This is a genomic window from Burkholderia cepacia (genome assembly GCF_001718835.1).
GTDB classification, from domain to species: Bacteria; Pseudomonadota; Gammaproteobacteria; order Burkholderiales; family Burkholderiaceae; genus Burkholderia; species Burkholderia cepacia_F.
In genome coordinates this window covers 2,688,081-2,711,012 of sequence record NZ_CP013443.1, presented here as the reverse complement: position 1 = coordinate 2,711,012, position 22,932 = coordinate 2,688,081, and the positions used below count along the sequence as shown (strand labels likewise).

The 22,932-nt window shown below is 64.4% G+C and carries 24 protein-coding genes; 18 read left to right on the top strand and 6 right to left on the bottom strand.

The features are described 5' to 3' along the window. Positions 1–48: 48 nt before the first annotated feature. The 15 genes from nuoG to WT26_RS15615 all read left to right on the top strand — a co-directional run bounded on the left by nuoG (position 49) and on the right by WT26_RS15615 (position 14,963). The gene (gene nuoG, locus WT26_RS15685) at positions 49–2,379 is read left to right on the top strand and encodes an NADH-quinone oxidoreductase subunit NuoG (RefSeq protein ID WP_069273226.1); all 2,331 of its coding nucleotides are present in this window, start codon (positions 49–51) and stop codon (positions 2,377–2,379) included. After that, a complete protein-coding gene (gene nuoH, locus WT26_RS15680) occupies positions 2,380–3,450 on the top strand; it encodes an NADH-quinone oxidoreductase subunit NuoH (RefSeq protein ID WP_069273225.1) in 1,071 nt (356 codons plus the stop codon). 10 nt (positions 3,451–3,460) lie between these two features. Then, on the top strand, positions 3,461–3,949 hold the full coding sequence (gene nuoI / locus WT26_RS15675) for an NADH-quinone oxidoreductase subunit NuoI (protein ID WP_009691265.1): 489 nt from the start codon (positions 3,461–3,463) through the stop codon (positions 3,947–3,949). Positions 3,950–4,060: 111 nt separating this feature from the next. Then, a complete protein-coding gene (locus WT26_RS15670) occupies positions 4,061–4,711 on the top strand; it encodes an NADH-quinone oxidoreductase subunit J (RefSeq protein ID WP_021162815.1) in 651 nt (216 codons plus the stop codon). Positions 4,712–4,730: 19 nt separating this feature from the next. Then, positions 4,731–5,036: an NADH-quinone oxidoreductase subunit NuoK gene (gene nuoK, locus WT26_RS15665; protein ID WP_006478272.1), complete on the top strand. Its 306-nt coding sequence runs from the start codon at positions 4,731–4,733 to the stop codon at positions 5,034–5,036. 17 nt (positions 5,037–5,053) lie between these two features. Beyond that, on the top strand, positions 5,054–7,108 hold the full coding sequence (nuoL, locus tag WT26_RS15660; protein ID WP_069273224.1) for an NADH-quinone oxidoreductase subunit L: 2,055 nt from the start codon (positions 5,054–5,056) through the stop codon (positions 7,106–7,108). A gap of 17 nt (positions 7,109–7,125) precedes the next feature. Further along, entirely contained in the window at positions 7,126–8,616 is a 1,491-nt protein-coding gene (locus WT26_RS15655; protein ID WP_048020502.1) for an NADH-quinone oxidoreductase subunit M, read from the top strand. A 36-nt stretch (positions 8,617–8,652) separates the two neighbouring features. Continuing rightward, positions 8,653–10,107, top strand: a complete 1,455-nt coding sequence (gene nuoN, locus WT26_RS15650) for an NADH-quinone oxidoreductase subunit NuoN (RefSeq protein ID WP_196485585.1) — start codon at positions 8,653–8,655, stop codon at positions 10,105–10,107. Then, positions 10,107–10,403, top strand: a complete 297-nt coding sequence (locus WT26_RS15645) for a DUF2818 family protein (RefSeq protein ID WP_059666944.1) — start codon at positions 10,107–10,109, stop codon at positions 10,401–10,403. The genes nuoN and WT26_RS15645 overlap by 1 nt, the downstream gene beginning before the upstream one ends. Before the next feature lie 36 nt (positions 10,404–10,439). After that, positions 10,440–11,030, top strand: coding sequence for an NUDIX domain-containing protein (locus WT26_RS15640; protein WP_059531193.1), 591 nt, complete (start codon positions 10,440–10,442; stop codon positions 11,028–11,030). A gap of 136 nt (positions 11,031–11,166) precedes the next feature. Then, positions 11,167–11,589 (top strand): DUF1178 family protein, encoded by a 423-nt coding sequence (locus WT26_RS15635; RefSeq protein ID WP_048020504.1) that lies wholly within the window; start codon positions 11,167–11,169, stop codon positions 11,587–11,589. A gap of 54 nt (positions 11,590–11,643) precedes the next feature. Further along, the gene (locus tag WT26_RS15630; RefSeq protein ID WP_059688504.1) at positions 11,644–12,840 is read left to right on the top strand and encodes an acyl-CoA dehydrogenase family protein; all 1,197 of its coding nucleotides are present in this window, start codon (positions 11,644–11,646) and stop codon (positions 12,838–12,840) included. Between the two features lie 10 nt (positions 12,841–12,850). Then, positions 12,851–13,984 carry an acyl-CoA dehydrogenase family protein gene (locus WT26_RS15625; RefSeq protein WP_069273223.1) on the top strand — a complete coding sequence of 378 codons (1,134 nt, stop codon included), beginning with the start codon at positions 12,851–12,853 and terminating at the stop codon, positions 13,982–13,984. A gap of 44 nt (positions 13,985–14,028) precedes the next feature. Next, on the top strand, positions 14,029–14,490 hold the full coding sequence (locus WT26_RS15620; protein ID WP_069273222.1) for a MaoC family dehydratase: 462 nt from the start codon (positions 14,029–14,031) through the stop codon (positions 14,488–14,490). Next, complete coding sequence (locus WT26_RS15615) at positions 14,487–14,963, top strand: MaoC family dehydratase (protein ID WP_069273221.1); 477 nt, start codon at positions 14,487–14,489, stop codon at positions 14,961–14,963. Before WT26_RS15620 ends, WT26_RS15615 begins: the two co-directional genes overlap by 4 nt. 66 nt (positions 14,964–15,029) lie before the next feature. Here WT26_RS15615 and WT26_RS15610 read toward each other — a convergent pair whose 3' ends face one another. Continuing rightward, positions 15,030–15,722, bottom strand: a complete 693-nt coding sequence (locus tag WT26_RS15610; RefSeq protein ID WP_059666952.1) for a glutathione binding-like protein — start codon at positions 15,720–15,722, stop codon at positions 15,030–15,032. A 136-nt stretch (positions 15,723–15,858) separates the two neighbouring features. Beyond that, the gene (locus tag WT26_RS15605; RefSeq protein WP_059666948.1) at positions 15,859–16,650 is read right to left on the bottom strand and encodes an oxepin-CoA hydrolase, alternative type; all 792 of its coding nucleotides are present in this window, start codon (positions 16,648–16,650) and stop codon (positions 15,859–15,861) included. Positions 16,651–16,843: 193 nt separating this feature from the next. Here WT26_RS15605 and WT26_RS15600 point away from each other — a divergent pair, with 193 nt between their 5' ends. Continuing rightward, positions 16,844–17,500, top strand: a complete 657-nt coding sequence (locus WT26_RS15600) for a glutathione S-transferase (protein ID WP_069273220.1) — start codon at positions 16,844–16,846, stop codon at positions 17,498–17,500. A 58-nt stretch (positions 17,501–17,558) separates the two neighbouring features. Here the strand turns inward: WT26_RS15600 and WT26_RS15595 are convergent, their stop codons facing one another. Both WT26_RS15595 and WT26_RS15590 read right to left on the bottom strand, forming a co-directional pair. Continuing rightward, the gene (locus WT26_RS15595) at positions 17,559–18,731 is read right to left on the bottom strand and encodes a pyridoxal phosphate-dependent aminotransferase (protein WP_069273219.1); all 1,173 of its coding nucleotides are present in this window, start codon (positions 18,729–18,731) and stop codon (positions 17,559–17,561) included. Between the two features lie 33 nt (positions 18,732–18,764). After that, positions 18,765–19,244, bottom strand: a complete 480-nt coding sequence (locus WT26_RS15590) for a putative toxin-antitoxin system toxin component, PIN family (RefSeq protein ID WP_059531218.1) — start codon at positions 19,242–19,244, stop codon at positions 18,765–18,767. A 57-nt stretch (positions 19,245–19,301) separates the two neighbouring features. On the opposite strand from WT26_RS15590, the gene yaaA reads away from it, so the two are divergent. Both yaaA and WT26_RS15580 read left to right on the top strand, forming a co-directional pair. After that, entirely contained in the window at positions 19,302–20,084 is a 783-nt protein-coding gene (yaaA, locus tag WT26_RS15585; protein WP_069273218.1) for a peroxide stress protein YaaA, read from the top strand. A gap of 89 nt (positions 20,085–20,173) precedes the next feature. Then, positions 20,174–21,328 carry a M14 family metallopeptidase gene (locus tag WT26_RS15580; RefSeq protein ID WP_059531224.1) on the top strand — a complete coding sequence of 385 codons (1,155 nt, stop codon included), beginning with the start codon at positions 20,174–20,176 and terminating at the stop codon, positions 21,326–21,328. 83 nt (positions 21,329–21,411) lie between these two features. On the opposite strand, the gene WT26_RS15575 is transcribed toward WT26_RS15580, so the two are convergent. Next, positions 21,412–22,068 carry a BspC domain-containing protein gene (locus WT26_RS15575; RefSeq protein WP_069273217.1) on the bottom strand — a complete coding sequence of 219 codons (657 nt, stop codon included), beginning with the start codon at positions 22,066–22,068 and terminating at the stop codon, positions 21,412–21,414. A 144-nt stretch (positions 22,069–22,212) separates the two neighbouring features. Next, on the bottom strand, positions 22,213–22,887 hold the full coding sequence (locus WT26_RS15570) for an energy-coupling factor ABC transporter permease (protein ID WP_069273216.1): 675 nt from the start codon (positions 22,885–22,887) through the stop codon (positions 22,213–22,215). Between the last annotated feature and the right edge of the window lie 45 nt (positions 22,888–22,932).

Here is a 22,932-nt window from a genome sequence, read left to right as displayed (position 1 = left end):
GGGCGAAGGCGCGAACGGGCGGAAATAGGTTAAGGACCATTCACCATCATGGTTGAACTTGAAATAGACGGCAAGAAGGTCGAGGTGCCCGAAGGCAGCATGGTGATCCAGGCTGCGCACAAGGCGGATACGTACATTCCTCACTTCTGCTATCACAAGAAACTGTCGGTTGCGGCCAACTGCCGGATGTGTCTCGTCGAAGTCGAGAAGATGCCGAAGGCCGTGCCTGCCTGCGCGACCCCCGTGTCGGCCGGCATGATCGTCCATACGCAATCCGACAAGGCCGTGAAGGCGCAGCAGTCGGTGATGGAATTCCTCCTCATCAACCACCCGCTCGACTGCCCGATCTGCGATCAGGGCGGCGAATGCCAGCTGCAGGATCTGGCGGTCGGCTACGGCAAGTCGTCGTCGCGCTACTCGGAAGAAAAGCGCGTGGTGTTCCACAAGAACGTGGGCCCGCTGATCTCGATGGAAGAGATGTCGCGCTGCATCCACTGCACGCGCTGCGTCCGCTTCGGCCAGGAAATCGCCGGCGTGATGGAGTTCGGCATGCTGGGCCGCGGCGAGCATTCGGAAATCACGACGTTTGTCGGCAAGACGGTCGACTCCGAAATGTCGGGCAACATGATCGACCTGTGCCCGGTCGGCGCGCTGACCAGCAAGCCGTTCCGCTACAGCGCCCGTACGTGGGAACTGTCGCGCCGCAAGTCGGTGAGCCCGCACGATTCCGTCGGCGCGAACCTCGTCGTGCAGGTGAAGAACAACCGCGTGATGCGCGTGCTGCCGTTCGAGAACGAAGCGATCAACGAATGCTGGATCTCGGACAAGGACCGCTTCTCGTACGAAGGCCTCAACAGCGAAGAGCGCCTGACGAAGCCGATGCTGAAGCAGGGCGGCCAGTGGATCGAAACCGACTGGCAGACCGCGCTCGAATACGTCGCGAAGGGCCTGAAGGGTATCGCCGCGGATCACGGCGCGAACGCGCTGGCGATGCTCGCGAGCGCGCACAGCACGGCTGAAGAGCTGTTCCTCGTGAAGCAGCTCGCCAACGAACTGAAGACGCCGAACGTCGATTTCCGTCTGCGTCAGCAGGATTTCTCGGCGCCCGTCCAGGGCGCACCGTGGCTCGGCATGCCGATCGCCGATCTGTCGAACGTGGACGCCGCGTTCGTCGTCGGTTCGTTCCTGCGCCGCGACCACCCGCTGTTCGCATCGCGCCTGCGTCAGGCTGCGAAGAACGGCGCGAAGCTGCACTTCCTGCACGCGACCGATGACGATTCGCTGATCCCGACCGCGCAGCGCATCGTTGCCGCGCCGTCGGCATGGCTCGACCAGCTGGCCGGCATCGCTGCCGCGGTCGCGCAACTGCGCGGCGTCGCGCTGCCCGACGCGCTGGCAGGCGTCACCGCATCGCCGGCTGCGCAAGCTGTCGCCCAGTCGCTCGCGAACGGCGAACGCCGTGCGGTGCTGCTCGGCAACGTCGCGGTCCGCCATCCGGAATTCGCGAAGCTGCACGCTGTCGCCCAGTGGATCGCCGACAACACCGGCGCCACGTTCGGCTTCCTGACGGAAGCGGCGAACACGGTCGGCGCGCACGTCGTCGGTGCACTGCCGGGCGAAGGCGGCCTGAACGCACGTGAAGCGTTCGCGCAGCCGCGCAAGGGCTACGTGCTGCTGAACGTCGAGCCGGAATTCGACACCGCTGATCCGGCACAGGCACTGGCCGCGCTGAACCAGGCGGAAATGGTCGTCGTGATGTCGCCGTTCAAGCACGGCCTCGACTACGCCGACGTGCTGCTGCCGGTTGCGCCGTTCACGGAAACGGCCGGCACGTACGTGAATGCGGAAGGCACCGTGCAGAGCTTCAACGGCGTCGTGCGCCCGCTCGGCGACACGCGTCCGGGCTGGAAGGTGCTGCGCGTGCTCGGCAGCCTGCTCGGCCTGCCGAACTTCGAGTACGAGACCGCGGAAGAAGTGCGTCTCGCTGCGCTCGGCGACGCCGGCGTCGCGGGCCGCCTGTCGAACCAGACGTCGGTCGCGCCGGTGCGCGCGGCCGCGAATGCCGCGAACGGCGGCTTCGAGCGCCTGGCCGATGTGCCGATCTATCACGCCGACGCGCTCGTGCGCCGTGCAGGTGCGCTGCACCTGACGGCCGCCGCGAAGGCGGCGAATGCCGCAGCGCTGCCGGCCGCGCTGTTCGACAAGCTGGGCTTGAAGGAAGGCGACGCGGTGCGCGTGCGCCAGGGCGAGCGTGCGGTGCAGTTGCCGGCCGTGCGCGACGCGAATCTTGCGGAGACGGTCGTTCGCGTGTCGGCGGCAACGCCTGCCGGCGCAGCGCTCGGCAGCCTGTCCGGTGAACTGGTGGTGGAGAAGGCGTAAATGAGCTTGTTCGATACGATCAACGCGGGCGGGTCCCAGCTTCTCGGTTTCGCATGGCCGACGGTGTGGGCCATCGTGCGCATCCTCGTCGTCTCCGTCGTCATCCTGCTGTGCGTCGCGTACCTGATTCTGTGGGAACGCAAGCTGATCGGCTGGATGCACGTGCGTCTCGGCCCGAACCGTGTCGGCCCCGGCGGTCTGCTGCAGCCGATCGCCGACGTGCTGAAGCTGCTGCTGAAGGAAGTCATTCAGCCGAGCGCCGCCAGCCGCTGGCTGTACCTGATCGCGCCGGTGATGACCGTCGTGCCGGCGTTCGCCGTGTGGGCCGTGATCCCGTTCCAGGCCGAAGCGGTCCTCGCGAACGTGAACGCGGGCCTGCTGTACGCGATGGCGATCTCGTCGATCGGCGTGTATGCGGTGATTCTCGCGGGCTGGGCATCGAACTCGAAGTACGCGTTCCTCGGCGCGATGCGCGCCGCGGCACAGATGGTGTCGTACGAAATCTCGATGGGCTTCGCGCTGGTGCTGGTGCTGATGACGGCCGGCAGCCTGAACCTGTCGGAAATCGTCGGTTCGCAACAGCACGGCTTCTTCGCCGGCCACGGCGTGAACTTCCTGTCGTGGAACTGGCTGCCGCTGCTGCCGGCGTTCGTCGTGTACTTCATCTCGGGCATCGCCGAAACGAACCGCCACCCGTTCGACGTGGTGGAAGGGGAGTCGGAAATCGTTGCCGGTCACATGATCGATTACTCGGGCATGGCGTTCGCGCTGTTCTTCCTCGCCGAGTACATCAACATGATCGTGATCTCGGCGCTGGCTGCGACGCTGTTCCTCGGTGGCTGGGACGCACCGTTCGAATTCCTGTCGTTCATCCCGGGCATCTTCTGGCTGGTGCTGAAGGTCTTCGCACTGCTGTCGGTGTTCATCTGGGTCCGCGCGACGTTCCCGCGCTACCGTTACGACCAGATCATGCGCCTGGGCTGGAAGGTGTTCCTGCCCGTCACGGTGATCTGGGTGGTCGTGGTCGGCTGCTGGATGATGTCGCCGCTGAACATCTGGGTGGTGAAGTAAGGACGAAATCATGACGGCTATCCAACACTTCTTTAAGACTTTCTTCCTGACCGAGCTGCTGAAGGGGCTCGCGCTGACCGGTCGTTACACGTTCAAGCGCAAGTTCACCGTGCAGTTCCCGGAAGAGAAGACCCCGATTTCGCCGCGCTTCCGCGGGCTGCATGCGCTGCGCCGCTATGAAAACGGCGAAGAGCGCTGCATCGCGTGCAAGCTCTGCGAGGCCGTGTGCCCCGCGATGGCGATCACGATCGAATCGGAAACGCGCGCGGACAACACGCGCCGCACGACGCGCTACGACATCGACCTGACGAAGTGCATCTTCTGCGGTTTCTGCGAAGAGAGCTGCCCGGTCGATTCGATCGTCGAGACGCAGATTCTCGAGTACCACGGCGAAAAGCGCGGCGACCTGTATTTCACGAAGGAAATGCTGCTCGCGGTGGGCGATCGCTACGAGAAGGACATCGCCGCGGCGAAGGCTGCCGACGCGCCGTATCGTTGATTGTGTTTGCAGTGCCGGCCCGGCAACGGGCCGAGCCGCCGCGACGGGTGCGGCTCGCGAGAGCGTTCCGCAAGCCGCGCCTGACTATGGCCTAACGATGAACCGGTAATCATGGAATTCACGACCGTACTGTTCTACATCTTCGCGCTGCTCCTGGTGGTATCAGGGCTGAAGGTGATCACTTCGCGCAACCCGGTGGCGTCTGCGCTTTTCCTTGTGCTGGCGTTCTTCAACGCCGCCGCGATCTGGATGCTGCTGGAAGCGGAGTTCCTCGCGATCCTGCTGGTGCTGGTCTACGTGGGCGCCGTGATGGTGCTGTTCCTGTTCGTCGTGATGATGCTGGACATCAACATCGACTACCTGCGCCGCGACTTCAAGCGCTTCGTTCCGATGGCGACCGTGGTCGGCGCGATCATCGTGATCGAAACCGCGCTGATCCTGTGGCGCGGCTACGGCGACACGCAGACGGTGCACGCGATGGCGACGGGCGAGATGGCCAACTGGTCGAACACGCGACTGATCGGCAAGGTGATCTACACCGACTACATCTTCGCGTTTGAAATCGCCGGCCTCGTGCTGCTGGTCGCGATCATTGCCGCGATCGGGCTGACCGAGCGCAAGGGCAAGGACAGCAAGCGCCAGCGCGTGTCGGATCAGGTCAAGGTGCGCCGCAACGACCGTGTGCGCCTCGTGAAGATGGAAGCGGACAAGCCGCAGCCGGAAACGGCGCAGAGCGAAGCCGGTTCGGGCACCAACGGCTAAGCGGAGGAAAGGAAAACCCATGCTGACTCTTGCTCATTACCTCGTGCTCGGCGCGATCCTCTTTGCGATCGCGATCGTCGGGATCTTCCTGAACCGCCGCAACGTCATCATCATCCTGATGTCGATCGAACTGATGCTGCTGGCGGTGAATACCAACTTCGTCGCGTTCTCGCATTACCTCGGCGATGTGCACGGCCAGATCTTCGTGTTCTTCGTGCTGACCGTCGCCGCAGCGGAAGCCGCGATCGGCCTCGCGATTCTGGTGACCCTGTTCCGTAAGCTCGACACGATCAATGTCGAGGATCTCGATCAGCTCAAAGGTTAATTTCAGGCAACGCTGTTATGTCAACGACACTCAATGAAAACCTGCTGCTGGCGATTCCGCTCGCTCCGCTGGCCGGCTCGCTGATTGCGGGGCTGTTCGGGAACGCAGTCGGGCGCAAGGGCGCACACCGGATCACGATCTTCGGCGTAATGATCGCGTTCCTCCTGTCGGCGAAAGTCTTCTTCGACGTGATGGGCGGCGCGAGCTTCAACGCGACCGTCTACGAATGGATGAACGTCGGCTCGCTGAAGCTCGAAGTCGGCTTCCTCGTCGATTCGCTGACCGCGATGATGATGGTCGTCGTGACCTTCGTCTCGCTGATGGTGCACGTGTACACGATCGGCTACATGGCGGAAGAAGACGGCTACCAGCGCTTCTTCTCGTACATCTCGCTGTTCACGTTCTCGATGCTGATGCTCGTGATGAGCAACAACTTCCTGCAGCTGTTCTTCGGCTGGGAAGCGGTGGGTCTGGTGTCGTACCTGCTGATCGGCTTCTACTTCACGCGTGAGAGCGCGATCTACGCGAACATGAAGGCGTTCCTCGTGAACCGCGTGGGCGACTTCGGCTTCCTGCTCGGCATCGGCCTGCTGCTCGCATTCGCCGGCTCGATGAACTACGGCGAAGTGTTCGCGAAGCGCGCTGAACTCGCGAGCCTGCACTTCCCGGGCACCGACTGGGGCCTGCTGACCGTGGCCTGTATCTGCCTGTTCATCGGCGCGATGGGTAAGTCGGCACAGTTCCCGCTGCACGTGTGGCTGCCGGACTCGATGGAAGGCCCGACCCCGATCTCGGCGCTGATTCACGCGGCGACGATGGTGACGGCCGGCATCTTCATGGTGTCGCGCATGTCGCCGCTGTTCGAGCTGTCGGACACCGCGCTGTCGTTCGTCACGGTGATCGGCGCGATCACGGCGCTGTTCATGGGCTTCCTCGGCATCATCCAGAACGACATCAAGCGGGTGGTCGCGTATTCGACGCTGTCGCAGCTCGGCTACATGACGGTCGCGCTCGGCGTGTCCGCGTACCCGGTCGCGCTGTTCCACCTGATGACGCACGCGTTCTTCAAGGCGCTGCTGTTCCTCGGCGCCGGCTCGGTCATCATGGGCATGCACCACGATCAGGACATCCGCAACATGGGCGGCCTGCGCAAGTACATGCCGATCACGTGGATCACGTCGCTCATCGGTTCGCTCGCGCTGATCGGTACGCCGTTCTTCTCGGGCTTCTACTCGAAGGACTCGATCATCGACGCGGTGAAGCTGTCGCACCTGCCGGGTTCGGGCTTCGCGTACTTCGCGGTGGTCGCGAGCGTGTTCGTCACGGCGCTGTACTCGTTCCGCATGTATTTCCTGGTGTTCCACGGCGAAGAGCGCTTCCGCAAGCCGAAGCATCCGGAATCGCCGATGGGCATGGCGGCCGCGCACGGCCACGACGACCACGGTCATGGCCATGGTCATGATGACCACGCGCACGAGCCGCACGAGACCCCGTGGGTCGTGTGGGTGCCGCTGGTCCTGCTGGCGATTCCGTCGGTGATCATCGGCGCGATCGCGGTCGGCCCGATGCTGTTCGGTGATTTCTTCCAGCACGGCGTCGCATTCGACAAGGTCATCTTCATCGGCGAAAACCACCCGGCGCTGGCCGAGATGGCCGAAGAGTTCCACGGCTGGGTCGGCATGGGCCTGCACTCGGTGTCGGGTCTGCCGGTCTGGCTCGCGCTCGCCGGTGTCGTTGTCGCCTGGTTCCTGTACCTGAAGCGTCCGGATCTGCCGGCGTCGATCCGCCGCGCGTTCGGCCCGATCTACACGCTGCTGGACAACAAGTACTACATGGACAAGATCAACGAAGTGGTGTTCGCCCGTGGTTCGGTGGCGATCGGCCGCGGCCTGTGGAAGGAAGGTGACGTCGTCGTGATCGACGGCCTCGTCAACGGCAGCGCCCGGTTCATCGGCTGGTTCGCCAGCGTGATCCGCTTCCTCCAATCCGGTTACATCTATCACTACGCGTTCGCCATGATCATCGGCATGCTGGGGCTCCTGACCCTGTTTGTAACGCTCGGCGGCAAATAAGGCGGGGGACAACTTTAATGCACGCTTTTCCGATTCTCAGTACCGCGATCTGGCTGCCGATCGTTTTCGGCCTCCTCGTGCTTGCGGTGGGTAATGACAAAAATCCGGGGACGGCCCGCTGGATCGCACTGATCGGTTCGCTGCTCGGCCTTGCGGTCACGATCCCGCTGATCACGGGCTTCGATTCGAGCACGGCTGCGCTGCAGTTCGTCGAGAAGTCGACCTGGATCGAGCGCTTCGACATCGCGTATCACCTCGGCGTCGACGGCATCTCGATGTGGTTCGTCGTGCTGACCGCGCTGATCACGGTGATCGTCGTGATCGCCGCATGGGAAGTGATCACCGAGAACGTCGCGCAGTACCTCGCGGCGTTCCTGATCCTGTCCGGGATCATGATCGGCGTCTTCTCGGCGGCCGACGGCCTGCTGTTCTACGTGTTCTTCGAAGCGACCCTGATCCCGATGTACATCATCATCGGCGTGTGGGGCGGCCCGAACCGCGTGTATGCGGCATTCAAGTTCTTCCTGTACACGCTGGCCGGCTCGCTGCTGATGCTGGTCGCGCTGATCTACCTGTACACGGAAACGCATTCGTTCGACCTCGCGACGTGGCAGAACGCCAAGATCGCGATGACGCCCCAGATCCTGCTGTTCATCGCGTTCTTCCTCGCGTTCGCGGTGAAGGTGCCGATGTGGCCGGTGCACACGTGGCTGCCGGACGCGCACGTGGAAGCGCCGACGGGCGGCTCGGTCGTGCTGGCCGCGATCATGCTGAAGCTCGGCGCGTACGGTTTCCTGCGCTTCTCGCTGCCGATCACGCCTGACGCGAGCCACTTCCTGGCCCCCGTCGTGATCACGCTGTCGCTGATCGCGGTGATCTACATCGGCCTCGTCGCGATGGTGCAGGCCGACATGAAGAAGCTGGTCGCGTATTCGTCGATCGCGCACATGGGCTTCGTCACGCTCGGCTTCTTCATCTTCAACCAGCTCGGCGTCGAAGGCGCGATCGTCCAGATGATCTCGCACGGCTTCGTGTCGGGCGCGATGTTCCTCTGCATCGGCGTGCTGTACGACCGCGTGCACTCGCGCCAGATCGCCGATTACGGCGGTGTCGTCAACGTGATGCCGAAGTTCGCGGCCTTCGCGATGCTGTTCTCGATGGCCAACTGCGGCCTGCCGGGCACGTCGGGTTTCGTCGGCGAGTTCATGGTGATTCTCGCGGCCGTCCAGTACAACTTCTGGATCGCATTCGGCGCGGCGTTCACGCTGATCCTCGGCGCTGCCTACACGCTGTGGATGTACAAGCGCGTGTACTTCGGCGCGGTGGCGAACGATCACGTTGCCAAGCTGAAGGACATCGGCCGTCGCGAATTCCTGATGCTGGCCGTGCTCGCCGCGTTCACGCTGCTGATGGGCCTGTATCCGAAGCCTTTCACCGACGTGATGCACGTTTCCGTGGAAAACCTCCTCTCCCATGTCGCGCAGTCCAAGCTGCCGCTGGCGCAGTAATCGCGAGCGGAGGAAATCAAGATCATGAACGCTCCTATGAATGTCCTGTTGCCTGACGCGCTGGTGATGGCCGCCATCGTCGTCGCATGGCTGAACGACACCTTTACCGGTGCTTCCGGCCGCCGCCTGACTTACCTGATCGCGGTCGTATCGTCGGTCGTCGCCGGCGTGTGGTTCGCGGTGCAGGCACTCGACCCGCAGCAGTACTACTTCTTCTCGAAGATGGTCGTCGTCGACTCGTTCGCGAGCACGATGAAGGCCGTCGTGTCGTTCGGTTTCGCGGTCTCGCTCGTCTATTCGCGCAAGTACCTCGAGGATCGCGACATGTTCCGCGGCGACGTGTTCCTGCTCGGCATGTTCTCGCTGCTCGGCCAGCTGGTCATGGTGTCGGGCAACAACTTCCTGACGCTGTACCTCGGTCTCGAACTGATGTCGCTGTCGCTGTACGCAGTCATCGCACTGCGCCGCGACGCCGCGCAGTCGAGCGAAGCCGCGATGAAGTACTACGTGCTGGGCGCGCTCGCGTCGGGCTTCGTGCTGTACGGCATCTCGATGCTGTACGGCGCGACCGGCTCGCTCGAGCTGGGCGAGGTGTACAAGGCGGTCGGCGGCAACACCGACGCAGCCGTGCTGATGTTCGGCGTGGTATTCATCGTCGCCGGTATCGCATTCAAGCTCGGCGCCGTGCCGTTCCACATGTGGGTGCCGGACGTCTACCAGGGCGCACCGACCGCGATGACGCTGTTCGTCGGCGGCGGCCCGAAGGTTGCTGCGTTCGCGTGGGGCCTGCGTTTCCTGGTGATGGGCCTGCTGCCGCTCGCGCAGAACTGGCAGACCGCGCTCGTGATCCTCGCCGCGCTGTCGCTGATCGTCGGCAACATCACCGGTATCGTCCAGCGCAACATCAAGCGGATGCTCGCGTACTCGGCGATCTCGAACATGGGCTTCGTGCTGCTCGGCCTGCTCGCAGGCATCGTGAAGGGCGACGCGGCAGCGCCGGCGAATGCATACAGCTCGGCGATGTTCTACGCGATCGTCTACCTGATCACGACGCTCGGCTCGTTCGGCGTGGTGATGCTGCTCGCACGCCGCGATTTCGAAGCCGAAACGATCGACGACTTCAAGGGCCTCAACAAGCGCAGCCCGGTGTTCGCGTTCGTGATGATGGTCATGATGTTCTCGCTGGCAGGTATCCCGCCGACCGTCGGCTTCTACGCGAAGCTCGCGGTGCTCGAGGCGACCGTCAACGCGGGCCTCACGTGGCTGGCCGTGCTGGCCGTGATCACGTCGCTGTTCGGCGCGTTCTACTACCTGCGCATCGTCAAGCTGATGTACTTCGATGCACCGCAGGATGCAACGCCGATCACGGGCGATTTCTGCAAGCGTACGATCCTCGTGCTGAACGGCCTGGCGGTCGTCGTGCTCGGCCTGATCCCGAGCCCGCTGCTGACGGCCTGCCTGCAGGCAATTCGCCACACGCTGCCGCTGTAATGTCGGCAGCCGGCTGGTTTATCGTGCTGTTGGCGTTCGTCTGCGCCAACCTGCCGTTCCTGAACCAACGCCTCTTCGCCGTCGTGCCGTTCGGCGCGACGAAGAAGAGCGGGTGGGTGCGGATCGGCGAGCTGATCGTGCTGTACTTCATCGTTGGCGCGCTCGGCTTCTGGCTCGAGTCGCGCGCCGGCAACCGCTTCGAACAGGGCTGGCAGTTCTACGCGATCACGTTCAGTCTTTTCGTCGTGTTCGCGTTTCCCGGCTTCACGTTCCAGTATCTCGTCAAACGACGCTGACGGCTTCGGCCGTCGCGCTCATTCCCGGAGCCGCCGATGGCCGAACTACCCAATCACGACGCCGCACTGACCGAAACCTGCCTCGAAAGCGAGGCGATCTTCGACGGCGCGTTCCTCAAGCTCAAGCGCGATATCGTCCGCCTGCCGGACGGCAAGAAAGCCACGCGCGAATACGTCCAGCATCCGGGCGCGGTGATGGTGATCCCGTTGTTCGACGACGGCCGCGTGCTGATGGAAAGCCAGTTTCGCTACCCGATCGGCAAGGTGATGGCCGAATTCCCGGCCGGCAAGCTCGACCCGAACGAAGGCGCGCTCGCCTGCGCGGTGCGCGAGCTGCGCGAGGAAACGGGTTACACCGCACGCGAGTACGTGTTCCTGGCCCGCATTCATCCGATCATTTCTTACTCGACCGAATTCATCGACCTGTACCTGGCGCGCGGGCTGACGGCCGGCGAGCGCAAGCTCGATGAAGGCGAATTCCTCGAGACCTTCACCGCGACGCCGGCCGATCTGCAGGAATGGGTGCGCACCGGCCAGATTTCCGACGTGAAGACAATCATCGGTACGATGTGGCTCGACAAGGTGCTGTCCGGTACGTGGCCGCTCGGGCCGGTCCTGACGCCCTGAAGGCAGCGTCAGCGGCGCGACAGGCGCCGCGCTACAATTCAATGACATCGGGCGCCCGCAGCAGCGGGCGTCGGTTTAGCACGATCGTTCACAAAACCGCTTTTTGCGCTACACTCGCCACACGCCCTGATTCAGCATGAAGGTCCTCGATTTGCAGTGCCCGCACGGTCATCGGTTCGAAGGCTGGTTCGCTTCCGCCGATGAATTCGAAGCGCAGTTGTCCCGCAAGCTGGTCGAATGCCCGGTGTGCGGAACGACCGAGGTCAACCGTCTGCCGTCGGCGCCGCGCCTGAATCTGTCGGGTGCGACGCAGGCTCAGCCGGCCGATCCGCGCGCAATGCAGGCGCAGGTGATGCGAGCACTGCGCGAGGTGCTGGAGAAAACCGAGAATGTGGGCGAGCGCTTCGCCGAGGAAGCGCGGCGCATCCATTACAACGAGGCGCCGGCACGCAGCATTCGTGGCGTCACGACGCCGGAGGATGCGCAATCCTTGGCCGAAGAAGGCATCGACGTGATGCCGCTGCCGATTCCCGCCGCGCTGAAAGAACCGCTGCAATGACGTATGCAGTGAGTCCTTGCCGGGCTGGATGGCCGCGGTCAGGAGACACTGCGCATGGATCTGGATTATTCCCCCGCCGACGACGCGTTCCGCGTCGACGTCCGCGCCTGGCTCGAGGCCAACCTGCCTCACGCACTGCGCGCCAAAGTACTCGATCACAAACGACTCGACCGCGAGGATTTCGCGAGCTGGCACCGGATTCTCGGCCAGCGCGGCTGGTCCGCGCCCGCGTGGCCGGTTGAATATGGCGGCCCGGGCTGGAACGCGACGCAACGGCACATCTGGGATGAGGAGTGCGCGCGGATCGGTGCACCGACCGTGCTGCCGTTCGGCGTATCGATGGTCGCGCCGGTGTTGATGAAATACGGCAGCGAAGCGCAAAAACGTCATTATCTGCCGCGCATTCTCGACGGCTCGGACTGGTGGTGCCAGGGCTATTCGGAGCCGGGTTCGGGATCCGACCTCGCGTCGTTGCGCACGCGCGCCGAGCGCCAAGGCGATCACTACGTCGTCAACGGCCAGAAGACCTGGACGACGCTCGGCCAGTACGCCGACATGATGTTCTGCCTCGTGCGCACCGATCCGGCCGCGAAGAAACAGGAGGGCATCTCGTTCCTGCTGATCGACATGAAGACGCCCGGCATCACGGTGCGCCCGATCGTCATGCTCGACGAGGACCACGAGGTCAACGAAGTGTTCTTCGAGGACGTGAAGGTGCCGGTCGAGAATCTCGTTGGTGACGAGAATCGTGGCTGGACCTACGCGAAATACCTGCTTGGCCATGAGCGCACCGGCATCGCGCGCGTCGGCGCGTCGAAGCGCGAACTCGCGTTCCTGAAGCGCGTGGCGTCGAACCAGCGCAAGAACGGCAAGCCGTTGCTTGCCGATCCCGTATTCGCCGCAAAGGTCGCGGCGCTCGAGGTCGAGCTGATGGCGCTCGAGGTGACGGTGCTGCGCGTCGTCAGCCGCGAGACGAGCGGGAAGGGGCCGGGCCCCGAGGCGTCCATGCTGAAGATCAAGGGCACGGAAGTGCAGCAGGCGCTGACCGAGCTGATGGTCGACGCGATCGGCCCGCTCGCCGCACCGTTCGACGTTCCGTTCCTCGACGGCCGGCGCGAGCACAGCATCGCCGGCGATGACGACGCGGCGCCGCTGGCCGCGTACTACTTCAACTACCGGAAGACGTCGATCTACGGCGGTTCGAACGAGATCCAGAAGAACATCATCGCGCAGATGATTCTCGGACTGTGAGGAGCGGCATATGGATTTCAGCTTTACCGATGAGCAGCAGCAGTTCGCCGATGCGCTGCGCCGTTATCTCGGCGAGCAATACGGCTTCGAAGCGCGCCAGGCCATCGTGCGCAGCGACGCGGGCGTATCTGACGCGCAATGGCAGGCATTCACGGAACTGGGGTTGACCGCGCTGCCCGTGCCGGACGCACAGGGCGGCTTCGGCGGCGGCCCGGTCGACATGCTGGTCGTGATGCAGGAACTCGGCCGCGCGCTCGTGATCGAGCCCTACTGGGCAACGGCGGTGGGCGTCGAGGCCTTGCGCATCGCCGGCTCCGGCGCCGGCGAGGATGCCGCGCTGCTGGAGGCGGTCGCGCAGGGGCGCAAACGTGTGGCGGTCGCATTCCACGAGCCGCATGCGCGCTACGACCTGTTCGCGCTCGACACGCGCGCGAGCGGACCGGACGGCGCGCAGCGCCTGACCGGCGTCAAGTCGATCGTGCAGCACGGCGCGCAAGCGGACGTGTGGATCGTGCCCGCGCGGCTCGACGACGGCGCGGTGGGCCTCTTTGCCGTCGAGCGCGGCGCGGCGGGCGCGGACGTCGTCGACTACCGGACGATCGACGGCCAGCGTGCCGCGACGATCCGGCTGCACGATACGCCCGCGCGCCGGCTCGCGGGGGGCGAACGCGATGCGGCGTCGCTCGAGCGGATCGCCGATTACGCGACGTTCCTGCTGTGCGCGGAGGCGGTCGGTGCGCTCGACGAACTGAACCGCGCCACGGTCGAATACACGAAGACGCGCGAACAGTTCGGCATGCCGATCGCGCGTTTCCAGGCACTGCAGCACCGGATGGTCGACATGCTGATCCATGCCGAACAGGCACGTTCGCTGACCTACCTGGCAGCCGTACGCTACGCGAGCGGCGATGCCGACGCGCGGCGCAAGGCCGTGTCGGCCGCGAAAGCGCGCGTCGGCGCCGCCGCGCGTTTCGTCGGCCAGCAGGCCGTTCAACTGCACGGCGGCATGGGCGTGACCAACGAGGTTGCCGCTGCGCACCTGTTCAAGCGGTTGACGATCATCGAGACGACGCTCGGCGACACCGATCATCATCTTGCGCGCATCGCGGCACTGCCCGATTTCGCGCAGGCCGACGCGGCATAGCGGCAAATACGGCGCGTGCGCGCGCAAACCAAGGAGAGACTAGAGTGGGCATCAGTTACGAAGATCTGGTGGTCGGCAGCACCACCGAAGTGGGCCGTTACACGTTCGAACCCGACGACATCAAGGCGTTCGCGCAACGCTACGACCCGCAGCCGTTTCACATGGACGAGGCGGCGGCGGAAGCCTCGCCGTTCGGCGGGCTTGTCGCGAGCGGCTGGCATACGTGTTCGGTGTTCATGGGCATGCTGGTGCGCAACGTGCTGCCGGGTTCGACCAGCATGGGCTCGCCGGGCATCGACTCGATCCGCTGGCTCAAGCCGGTGCGTGCGGGCGATACGATCACGATGTACCAGAAGGTCCACGACAAGCGCGTGTCGGAGAGCAAGCCCGACCGCGGCATCGTGTCGACGGAATGGGTCGGCGTGAACGCCGCAGGCGAGACGGTGATCACCGTGCATACCAAGGTGATCTTCGGGCTGCGCCATCCGGCCGGAGCGAGCGCGTGACGGCGGCGGCCTTGCCGCTGATCGCGTCGGCGCAGGCGCTGCAGGCACGCGTCGGCGCCGAGCCGCTCGCGAGCGGCTGGATCGCGATCGACCAGCATCGCGTCGACGGGTTTGCCGACGCGACCGGCGATCATCAATGGATTCACGTCGATCCCGAGCGCGCGCGGCGCGAGTCGCCGTTCGGCGGGCCGATCGCCCATGGGTTCCTGACGCTGTCGCTGATTCCGGCATTGATGGCCGACGCGATGCGTTTCGAGCAGAAGATGGGCGTGAACTACGGGCTGAACCGCGTGCGGTTCCTGAAGCCGGTGCCGGTCGGCGCGCGTGTGCGCGCGCTGTTTGCCGTAAAGAACGCCACCGACGTGGAGAAGGGCGGCGTCCAGGCGACGTGGGCCGTGTCGATGCAGGTCGAAGGTGCCGAGACGCCGCTGCTCGCGTGTGCGGCCGAGTTCGTCACGCGGCACTATTTCTGAAGTGCCGGCGGGCTCGCGCATCGGGCGTCGCGCGATGTGCGGCCCCATGCGCGATGCCCGTAACGTTCAGTGCTTCGCGTATTGCGTTGCGCCGAACAGCACCTCGCGTGCCTTGTCGTCCTGCAGCGCCTTGCGCATCGACGCAAGCACTTCGACACCGCGCTCGACGGCCGGTCGTGCGGCGATCGTGTCGTACCAGCGCTTCACGTTCGGCAATTCGTCGAGCACGATGCCCTGGTTCTGCCATGAGCGTGTCCACGGGAACGTCGCGATGTCCGCGATCGTGTACGTGTCGCCCGCGAGATATTCGGATTCGCCGAGACGCTTGTCCATCACGTTGTACAGGCGCTTCGCCTCGTTCGTGTAGCGGTTGACCGCATACTCGATCTTCTCCGGCGCATACAGGCGGAAGTGGTGCGCCTGCCCGAGCATCGGCCCGACACCGCCCATCTGGAACATCAGCCATTCGAGCGTTGCGTAGCGTGCGGCCGGATCGGTCGGCAGGAACTTGCCGGTTTTCTCCGCGAGGTAGATCAGGATCGCGCCCGATTCGAACAGCGAGATCGGCTTGCCGCCGGGGCCGTCCGGATCGACGATCGCGGGGATCTTGTTGTTCGGGCTGATCTTCAGGAATTCCGGCTTGAACTGGTCGCCTGCGCCGATATCGACCGGATGGACACGATACGCGAGGCCCGTTTCCTCGAGCATGATGTGCACCTTGTGGCCGTTCGGGGTCGCCCAGCTATAGACGTCGATCATCGTGAACTCCTTCGTTGCGTGCGCGAGAACGGCGCTGGCAGCGCCGCGACAGGCGGTCATTAGAGCATGGATCGACGCAGGCTGCCGGCGGCCGCCGCGCGCCGTTCGACGCAGCGTGCGAGCGAAAATTTCGTGATCAGCGCTTGTAGCGGGGCGGGCGCTTCTCGAGAAAGGCGGTGATGCCCTCGAGCCCGTCCGCATGATGCAGCGACGCGACGAAATGATCGCGTTCGGTGCCGAGATGCGCGTCGAGCGGTTGCGTCGTTGCGTCGTCGAGCAGCGACTTGATGCGCGTGAGCGCGTTCGGCGAGATGCCGGCGAGTGTATCGGCCCATGCCAGCGCGTCGGTCAACGCCGTGCCCGGCACGGCGAGCCGGTTGACGACACCGAGCGTGTGCAGACGTTCGGCTGCGACGGGTTTGCCTTCGAACAGGATCTCGGCCGCGATCGCGCGCGGCAATGCGCGGGCGATGAACCACGACCCGCCCCCGTCGGGTGTCAGGCCGACACGCGCGTATGACATCAGGAACTTGGCATCGTGCGCAGCGACGATCAGGTCGCACGCGAGCGCGAGCGAGAAGCCCGCGCCGGCCGCGGCGCCTTCGACCGCCGCGATCACCGGCTTCGTCGAAGCGTGGATCGCCGTCACCCATGCGGCGAGCTGATCGATGCTGTCGGCCTGGTAGGACGGATCCTTCGAGCGGTTGTCGAGCAGCCGGTTCAGGTTGCCGCCCGCGCAGAAGAAGCGATCGGCGCCGGTGAGCACGACAGCGCGAATCCCGGGATCGCGCTCGGCGGTGGCGAGCGCCTCGATGCCGGCCGCGTACATGTCGGGATGCAGCGCATTGCGTGCGCCGGGATTGGATAGCGTGAGGACGAGCGTCGAGTCGCTCTCGGGCGGACGCGAGGCCAGCAGTTCAGCACTCATGCGAGCGTGTCTCCATCGGATGGCGGGGCTGCGGCGCCGCGCGCGCTGATGCGGCCGATGCCGTAGCGGATGTAATGTTGTCGTGACGGACGTAATACTTGCTTTAGACTAGCACGAACGTGCTTTTCAGCGCGCCGAATCCCGATACGCCGGGCATCGGCCCGGCCACATCCCCGCGGGGAAGGAGACTCCGATGCTACAGCTGTGCGGTATTCCGTTGTCCAACTATTACAACAAGGTGAAGTTCGTCCTGCTCGAGCACGACATTCCGTTCGAGGAGTCGGTGTGCGGTTTGCCGATCAGCGATCCGGCCCGGCTCGCCGATTCGCCGCTCGGCAAGATTCCGTTCCTGAAGACCGAAGAAGGCGCATTGTTCGAGTCGCAGGTGATCATCGAATACCTGGCGGCGCGTTATCCGGACAAGCCGATTTTCCCGTCCGACCCGTTTGAGGCGGCGAAGGTGCGCGAACTGGTCGAGACGCTCGAGCTGTATCTCGAATGGGTGGCGCGCGAGGTCTATACGGAAGCGTTTTTCGGCGGCAAGGTCAGCGACGGGATGAAGGCGCACGTCGAAAGGCGTCTGCCGCGCGCGATCGATGCGTTCAAACAGATGACGCAATTTTCGCCGTATGTGCTCGGCGAGTCGTTCGGCCTCGCCGACATCGCCGCATGGGTTCATCTGCCGGTCATCGGGATGGCGACGAAGGCCATTTTCGGACGCGATTTCCTGCTCGACGCGGGCATCGACTGGAAAGCGCATGCGAAGATCGTCGGCGAGCGTCCGGCCGCGCAGCGCGTCGCCGAAGATCGCAAGGCGTATCTCGCGGCGGCGAACGGCAAGCTTCCGTGAGCGTCGCGTTCGCTTGACGCTGTCCTGCGCCGCGCAGGTTCGGGCGGCGCGGGCTTGCTTACAGCTTCGCGAGCCGTTCGAGCGCGGACGCGAGCGTGCTTTCCTGCTTCGCGAAGCAAAAGCGTACGACGCCCGATTCGTGCGGCTCGTGATAGAACGCCGACACCGGAATGGCGGCCACGCCGATCTCCGACGTGAGCCACTTCGAGAATTCCGCTTCCGGCAGGTCGCTGATCGCCGAATAATCGACGCACTGGAAGTACGTGCCCGTGCAGGGCAGCAGCTTGAAGCGCGTGCGCTCGAGGCCGGCCCGGAAGAAGTCGCGCTTCTTCTGGTAGAAGTCGGCAAGCGTCAGGTACGGTGCCGGGTCGCGCAGGTAGTCGGCGAGCCCGACCTGCATCGGCGTGTTCACCGTGAACACGTTGAACTGGTGGACCTTGCGGAATTCCGCGGTCAGCGCGGCCGGGGCTGCGACATAACCGACCTTCCAGCCCGTCACATGATAGGTCTTGCCGAAGCTCGACACGATGAAGCTGCGCGCGGCGAGTTCAGGATAGCGGGCGACGCTCTCATGGCGCGCACCGTCATAGACCATGTGCTCGTAGACCTCGTCGGACAGGATCAGCACGTTGGTGCCTCGCACGATCGCTTCGAGCTTGCGCATGTCCGTCTCGCGCCACACGGTACCCGTCGGGTTATGCGGCGTGTTGATCAGGATCATGCGCGTTTTCGGCGTGATTGCGGCCGCCAGACGATCGAACGGAATCGCGTAGTCGGGTGCTTCCAGCGTGACGAACACAGGTGTGCCGCCCGCGAGTTCGATCGACGGCAGGTAGCTGTCGTAGGTCGGTTCGACGACGATCACTTCATCACCCGGATGCACCGTGCACAGGATCGCGGTCAGCAGTGCCTGCGTCGCACCGGCCGTGACGGTGATTTCGGTCGCCGGATCGTAACGCCGGCCGTAGACCTGCGCGATCTTGTCCGCGATCGCCTCGCGCAGCGGCGCGACACCGGCCATCGGCGGATACTGGTTGTGCCCGTCGCGCATCGCGGCGGCAACCGCATCGACGATGCGCGGATCGCAGTCGAAATCCGGAAAGCCCTGGCCGAGGTTCACGGCGCCTTTTTCTGCTGCAAGCGCGCTCATGACCGTGAAGATCGTCGTGCCGACGTTCGGCAGGCGCGAAGGGAAAACGGGGGTCGTTGGCATGTCTGAAGGAGCGTTCATCGATACGGTCGAAATCGGGTGGTGTTGCGTGCGTCAAGCCGGCGTGGCGTCGAGCGCGCAGGCCTCGGCAAAGGGGGCTGGTTGCGCGATCCGGAAGCCGAAATCGCGCGCGGTGCGCTTCGCGAGCTTCAGCAGCGCGCGGTCTTTCGACACGAGCCACTCGGCCTGGGCGGCGCGGGCGAGTTCAAGAAACTTCTGGTCGTCGCGGTCCTTGCACTTCGGCAGCGGCGGCGCGTCGGCGTCGACGGCCGGCGGCTCGACGAGGCTCGCCAGGCGGGCGACGGTCGCGAGCGCGGCCGCCTTGTCGACGGCGCGCGCCTGGAACTGCGGATAGTCGAGCACATACTCGAGTTCGGTCAGGCAGCGGCCGTCGATCACGGCGGCAAGCGTACCGCGTTCGAGCGCGGCGCGGATCGGGCGCGTAGCGGGGTCGTCGAATACGAGGATGTCGATCCAGACATTCGAGTCGAGCACGACGCGATGCGCGGCATGCGGGGCGGGAGAGCGGGTCATTCGTTACAATCGGTGGTTTTCGTCTGACCGCAAGGCACGGCGTGCCAGCGAGCCTCTATGATAATCGTTCTCTCTCCCGCCAAATCCCTCGACTACGATACGCCCGCACACGTCCAGTCTTACACGAAGCCTGCATTCGTCGACGACGCGTCCGAGCTGATCGACGGCCTGCGCAAGCTCTCGCCGCAGGACATCGCGACGCTGATGGATATCTCCGATCCGCTTGCGCGCCTGAATTTCCAGCGTTATGCGGACTGGTCGCCGACCTTTACGCCGGCCAACGCGAAGCAGGCCGTGCTCGCATTCAACGGCGACGTATATGAAGGATTCGACGCCAAATCGCTGTCGTCCGCCGATCTCGACTATGCGCAGCAGCACGTGCGCGTGCTGTCGGGGCTGTACGGGCTGTTGCGTCCGCTCGATCTGCTGCAGCCGTACCGTCTCGAGATGGGTACGCGCTTCGCGAACGCGCGCGGCAAGGATCTGTACGCGTTCTGGGGCGACCGCATCACGCGGGCGCTGAACGAGCAGCTCGAAACGCGCAGCGGCGCGGCGCGCGTGCTCGTCAACTGCGCATCGACCGAATACTTCAAGTCGGTCAAGCCGAAGCTGCTGGCCGCGCCCGTCGTCACGCCGGTGTTCGAAGACTGGAAGGGCGGCCGCTACAAGATCATCAGCTTCCATGCGAAGCGTGCGCGCGGCCTGATGGCGCGTTTTATCGTCGAGAACCGGATTGCCGACCCGAAGGCGCTGAAGGCATTCGCGACTGAAGGCTACGCGTTCGATGAGGCTGCGTCGAACGATTCGACTTACGTATATCGCCGGCGAGTCGGCGAGTGACCCCTGCCGGCCGTTCACGAGACGGCCGGCGCCTGAATGAGGCCGGGCAAGCGCTACACCGCCTGTTCCGGTCGCCCAAGGAGAGACAGATGGCCCTTTCGATCACCAGCAATTTCGACGCGGGCGCAATCGACGTCGTGTCGTGCGACAGCCCCGATGCGATTCGATTGCGCGTGCGCGGTGACAACCGCTCGGAATTCGCGCAATGGTTTTACTACCGCTTGACGGGCGCGCGCGGCGAGCGCTGCGTGATGACGTTCGAGAATGCCGCCGAATGTGCGTATCCGTCGGGCTGGCGCAATTACAGCGCCGTGGCGAGCTATGACCGGGTCGACTGGTTCCGCGTGCCGACGACGTTCGACGGCAAGACGATGACGATCGACCATACGCCGGAATTCGACAGCATCTACTACGCGTATTTCGAACCGTACTCGGAAGAGCGTCATGCGGCATTTCTCGGCGCGGTCCAGCAGTTGCCGCAGGCGAGCGTCGTCGAGCTCGGTCGCACGGTTGAAGGTCGTCCGATGTCGTTGCTGACGCTCGGTACGCCGGAGACCGACGGCGTACCGAAGAAGAAGGTATGGATCATCGCGCGCCAGCATCCCGGCGAGTCGATGGCCGAATGGTTCGTCGAAGGTCTCGTCAAGCGGCTGGCCGGATGGGGCGACTGGGCCGGCGATCCGGTCGCGCGCAAGCTCTACGATCGCGTGACGTTCCACATCGTCCCGAACATGAACCCCGACGGCAGCGTGCATGGCAACCTGCGCACCAATGCGGCGGGCGCGAACCTGAACCGCGAGTGGATGGCGCCCGATGCCGAGCGCAGCCCCGAGGTGCTGGCCGTGCGCGATGCGATCCATGCGATCGGCTGCGACATGTTCTTCGACATTCACGGCGACGAGGATCTGCCGTACGTGTTCGTTGCCGGGTCGGAAATGCTGCCGAGCTTTACCGAGCAGCAGGGCAAGGAGCAGACCGCATTCATCGAAGCGTTCAAGGTTGCGAGCCCCGACTTCCAGACCGAGCACGGCTATGCGGCGAGCAAGTACAAGGAGGACGCGCTCAAGCTCGCGTCGAAGTACATCGGCCACCAGTTCGGCTGCCTGTCGCTGACGCTCGAGATGCCGTTCAAGGACAACGCGAACCTGCCGGACGAGCGAGTCGGCTGGAACGGCGAGCGAAGCGCGGCGCTTGGCGCGGCGATGCTGGCGGCGATCCTGGTGCACGTCGACACGTTCGCGTAAGCGCGTTTTCGGCGGGGCAAGAAAAAGCCGGGGCATCACTGGATGTCCCGGCTTTTTTTGTCTGCCGTTGTCGTCCCGTCGTGTCAGGACTTCTTCGCCGTTGACTTCTTCTTCACGGCCTTCTTCTGGGGCGTGGATCGCTTCGTTGCCGAAGCCTTCTTGGCGGTGCGTCCGGACGCTTTCGCCTTGGTCTTGCCCTTCGCCGACTTGCCCTTGACGCTCTTCTTCGACGGCGCAGGCCGTTCGGCACGCGGCTTCAGCGGTGGAACCGGGTCGTTCCAGCTGAATGCGAGCATTTGCTGACCGACATAGCCGCATCGAAATTTCAGCGGCGTCGGGGCGCTGCCGTCGCTGTGAATGCCGAGTCCGTCGACAGTGACGATATTGTCGACCTTCACGCGCTGCTTGCCCTGGTCGAACGAGTCGTTCCATGGCGTGATCGTCGCGTTGCCGCTGTCGAATGCGTTCGGCGCGAAGTCGACGCGGTCGAACGCCGACGACGTGCTCGCGATGAAGCTGCCGTGCGCCGCACAATCGGCGGCGAGCGGATCGGCATGCATTTCGTTGACGAATTTGTTGATCAGTTCGGAGCGCTGGTCGAGCAGGTCGGCGAATGCCGGTGTCGGAAGCGCAAGCGACAGGCCCGCAATACAGGCTGCCAGCTTGCCGAGCGCCCGGAAAATCCGGAGCGACGCAGGAGAGCTGTCCATCTGGTTATTGGTGAGGAGCGAATGAGACATCGGGCACGTATAGATGCCCGATGAAGAACCGGAGTTCAATCTTAGCGTAAAAAAGTCGCGTGACTGTAGACGTGGTGCTCTCCCGCGTCGGGGAAGCAGCGCGATGACGCAAGAACCCGCAAGATTGTTGCCGCGGGCGCACGCTTACGCGCGCGGGCCGCCGAGGCGATAGCGCCGGACGTCGAAGGTCGTGACCCATGCGGGGCGATAGACGGCGATGAGTGCCGTCGCCATGCCGGTGAACCACGCTTCGCCGAGTGCGAGCAATGCGGTGTTCAGCAGATAGCCGGCCGGAATGACGATGGCGGTGCCGTCCGCCAGCGCGAGCTGGACTCCGGCCGCGGCAGCGGCGACCGCGATGATCGCGATGGCCGGCGACAGGAATCCCTGGCCGGTGATGAACGACGCGAGATTGTGCGGCAGCCATGCGAGTGCGGCGCGCTGCAGCAACGACGATACCGCGACGGGCCATGCGCCGTAGATCAGATAGGTCAGGCCAATGCCCTGCCAGGGCGCGTCGAAAATGATCGCGGCGACTACCGTCACGACCCCCATCGCGATCAATGCGAGTGTCCAGTCGAACAGTGTGACGAGCAGCGTCGCGCCAAGCAGATGCATGACGATGCCGTCTTCGAGCCACGCATTCGAGGCCCAGAGGACCGTAATGGCGGTGACGAGCGCAAGCCACACGTGCTGGAGCGTGGCGTCCTGCAGGCGCACGAAGGGACGATTCCAGATCGCGAGCGCGAGCAGGGCCACGGCGGCGATCCAGCCACCGATGCCAACCCAGAGCGGAAGCGGTGTGAAGAGAAAACCCATGCGTCCATATTACTCGTTGAACATCAAACATGGGAATTCGCTCGC

What these genes read in the sequence shown, in the direction of transcription:
- nuoG (WP_069273226.1), top strand. Translation starts at nt 49, where the DNA reads ATGGTTGAACTTGAAATAGACGGCAAGAAGGTCGAGGTGCCCGAAGGC.
- nuoH (WP_069273225.1), top strand. Translation starts at nt 2,380, where the DNA reads ATGAGCTTGTTCGATACGATCAACGCGGGCGGGTCCCAGCTTCTCGGT.
- nuoI (WP_009691265.1), top strand. Translation starts at nt 3,461, where the DNA reads ATGACGGCTATCCAACACTTCTTTAAGACTTTCTTCCTGACCGAGCTG.
- WT26_RS15670 (WP_021162815.1), top strand. Translation starts at nt 4,061, where the DNA reads ATGGAATTCACGACCGTACTGTTCTACATCTTCGCGCTGCTCCTGGTG.
- nuoK (WP_006478272.1), top strand. Translation starts at nt 4,731, where the DNA reads ATGCTGACTCTTGCTCATTACCTCGTGCTCGGCGCGATCCTCTTTGCG.
- nuoL (WP_069273224.1), top strand. Translation starts at nt 5,054, where the DNA reads ATGTCAACGACACTCAATGAAAACCTGCTGCTGGCGATTCCGCTCGCT.
- WT26_RS15655 (WP_048020502.1), top strand. Translation starts at nt 7,126, where the DNA reads ATGCACGCTTTTCCGATTCTCAGTACCGCGATCTGGCTGCCGATCGTT.
- nuoN (WP_196485585.1), top strand. Translation starts at nt 8,653, where the DNA reads ATGAATGTCCTGTTGCCTGACGCGCTGGTGATGGCCGCCATCGTCGTC.
- WT26_RS15645 (WP_059666944.1), top strand. Translation starts at nt 10,107, where the DNA reads ATGTCGGCAGCCGGCTGGTTTATCGTGCTGTTGGCGTTCGTCTGCGCC.
- WT26_RS15640 (WP_059531193.1), top strand. Translation starts at nt 10,440, where the DNA reads ATGGCCGAACTACCCAATCACGACGCCGCACTGACCGAAACCTGCCTC.
- WT26_RS15635 (WP_048020504.1), top strand. Translation starts at nt 11,167, where the DNA reads ATGAAGGTCCTCGATTTGCAGTGCCCGCACGGTCATCGGTTCGAAGGC.
- WT26_RS15630 (WP_059688504.1), top strand. Translation starts at nt 11,644, where the DNA reads ATGGATCTGGATTATTCCCCCGCCGACGACGCGTTCCGCGTCGACGTC.
- WT26_RS15625 (WP_069273223.1), top strand. Translation starts at nt 12,851, where the DNA reads ATGGATTTCAGCTTTACCGATGAGCAGCAGCAGTTCGCCGATGCGCTG.
- WT26_RS15610 (WP_059666952.1), bottom strand. Translation starts at nt 15,722, where the DNA reads ATGATCGACGTCTATAGCTGGGCGACCCCGAACGGCCACAAGGTGCAC.
- WT26_RS15605 (WP_059666948.1), bottom strand. Translation starts at nt 16,650, where the DNA reads ATGAGTGCTGAACTGCTGGCCTCGCGTCCGCCCGAGAGCGACTCGACG.
- WT26_RS15600 (WP_069273220.1), top strand. Translation starts at nt 16,844, where the DNA reads ATGCTACAGCTGTGCGGTATTCCGTTGTCCAACTATTACAACAAGGTG.
- WT26_RS15595 (WP_069273219.1), bottom strand. Translation starts at nt 18,731, where the DNA reads ATGAACGCTCCTTCAGACATGCCAACGACCCCCGTTTTCCCTTCGCGC.
- WT26_RS15590 (WP_059531218.1), bottom strand. Translation starts at nt 19,244, where the DNA reads ATGACCCGCTCTCCCGCCCCGCATGCCGCGCATCGCGTCGTGCTCGAC.
- yaaA (WP_069273218.1), top strand. Translation starts at nt 19,302, where the DNA reads ATGATAATCGTTCTCTCTCCCGCCAAATCCCTCGACTACGATACGCCC.
- WT26_RS15580 (WP_059531224.1), top strand. Translation starts at nt 20,174, where the DNA reads ATGGCCCTTTCGATCACCAGCAATTTCGACGCGGGCGCAATCGACGTC.
- WT26_RS15575 (WP_069273217.1), bottom strand. Translation starts at nt 22,068, where the DNA reads ATGTCTCATTCGCTCCTCACCAATAACCAGATGGACAGCTCTCCTGCG.
- WT26_RS15570 (WP_069273216.1), bottom strand. Translation starts at nt 22,887, where the DNA reads ATGGGTTTTCTCTTCACACCGCTTCCGCTCTGGGTTGGCATCGGTGGC.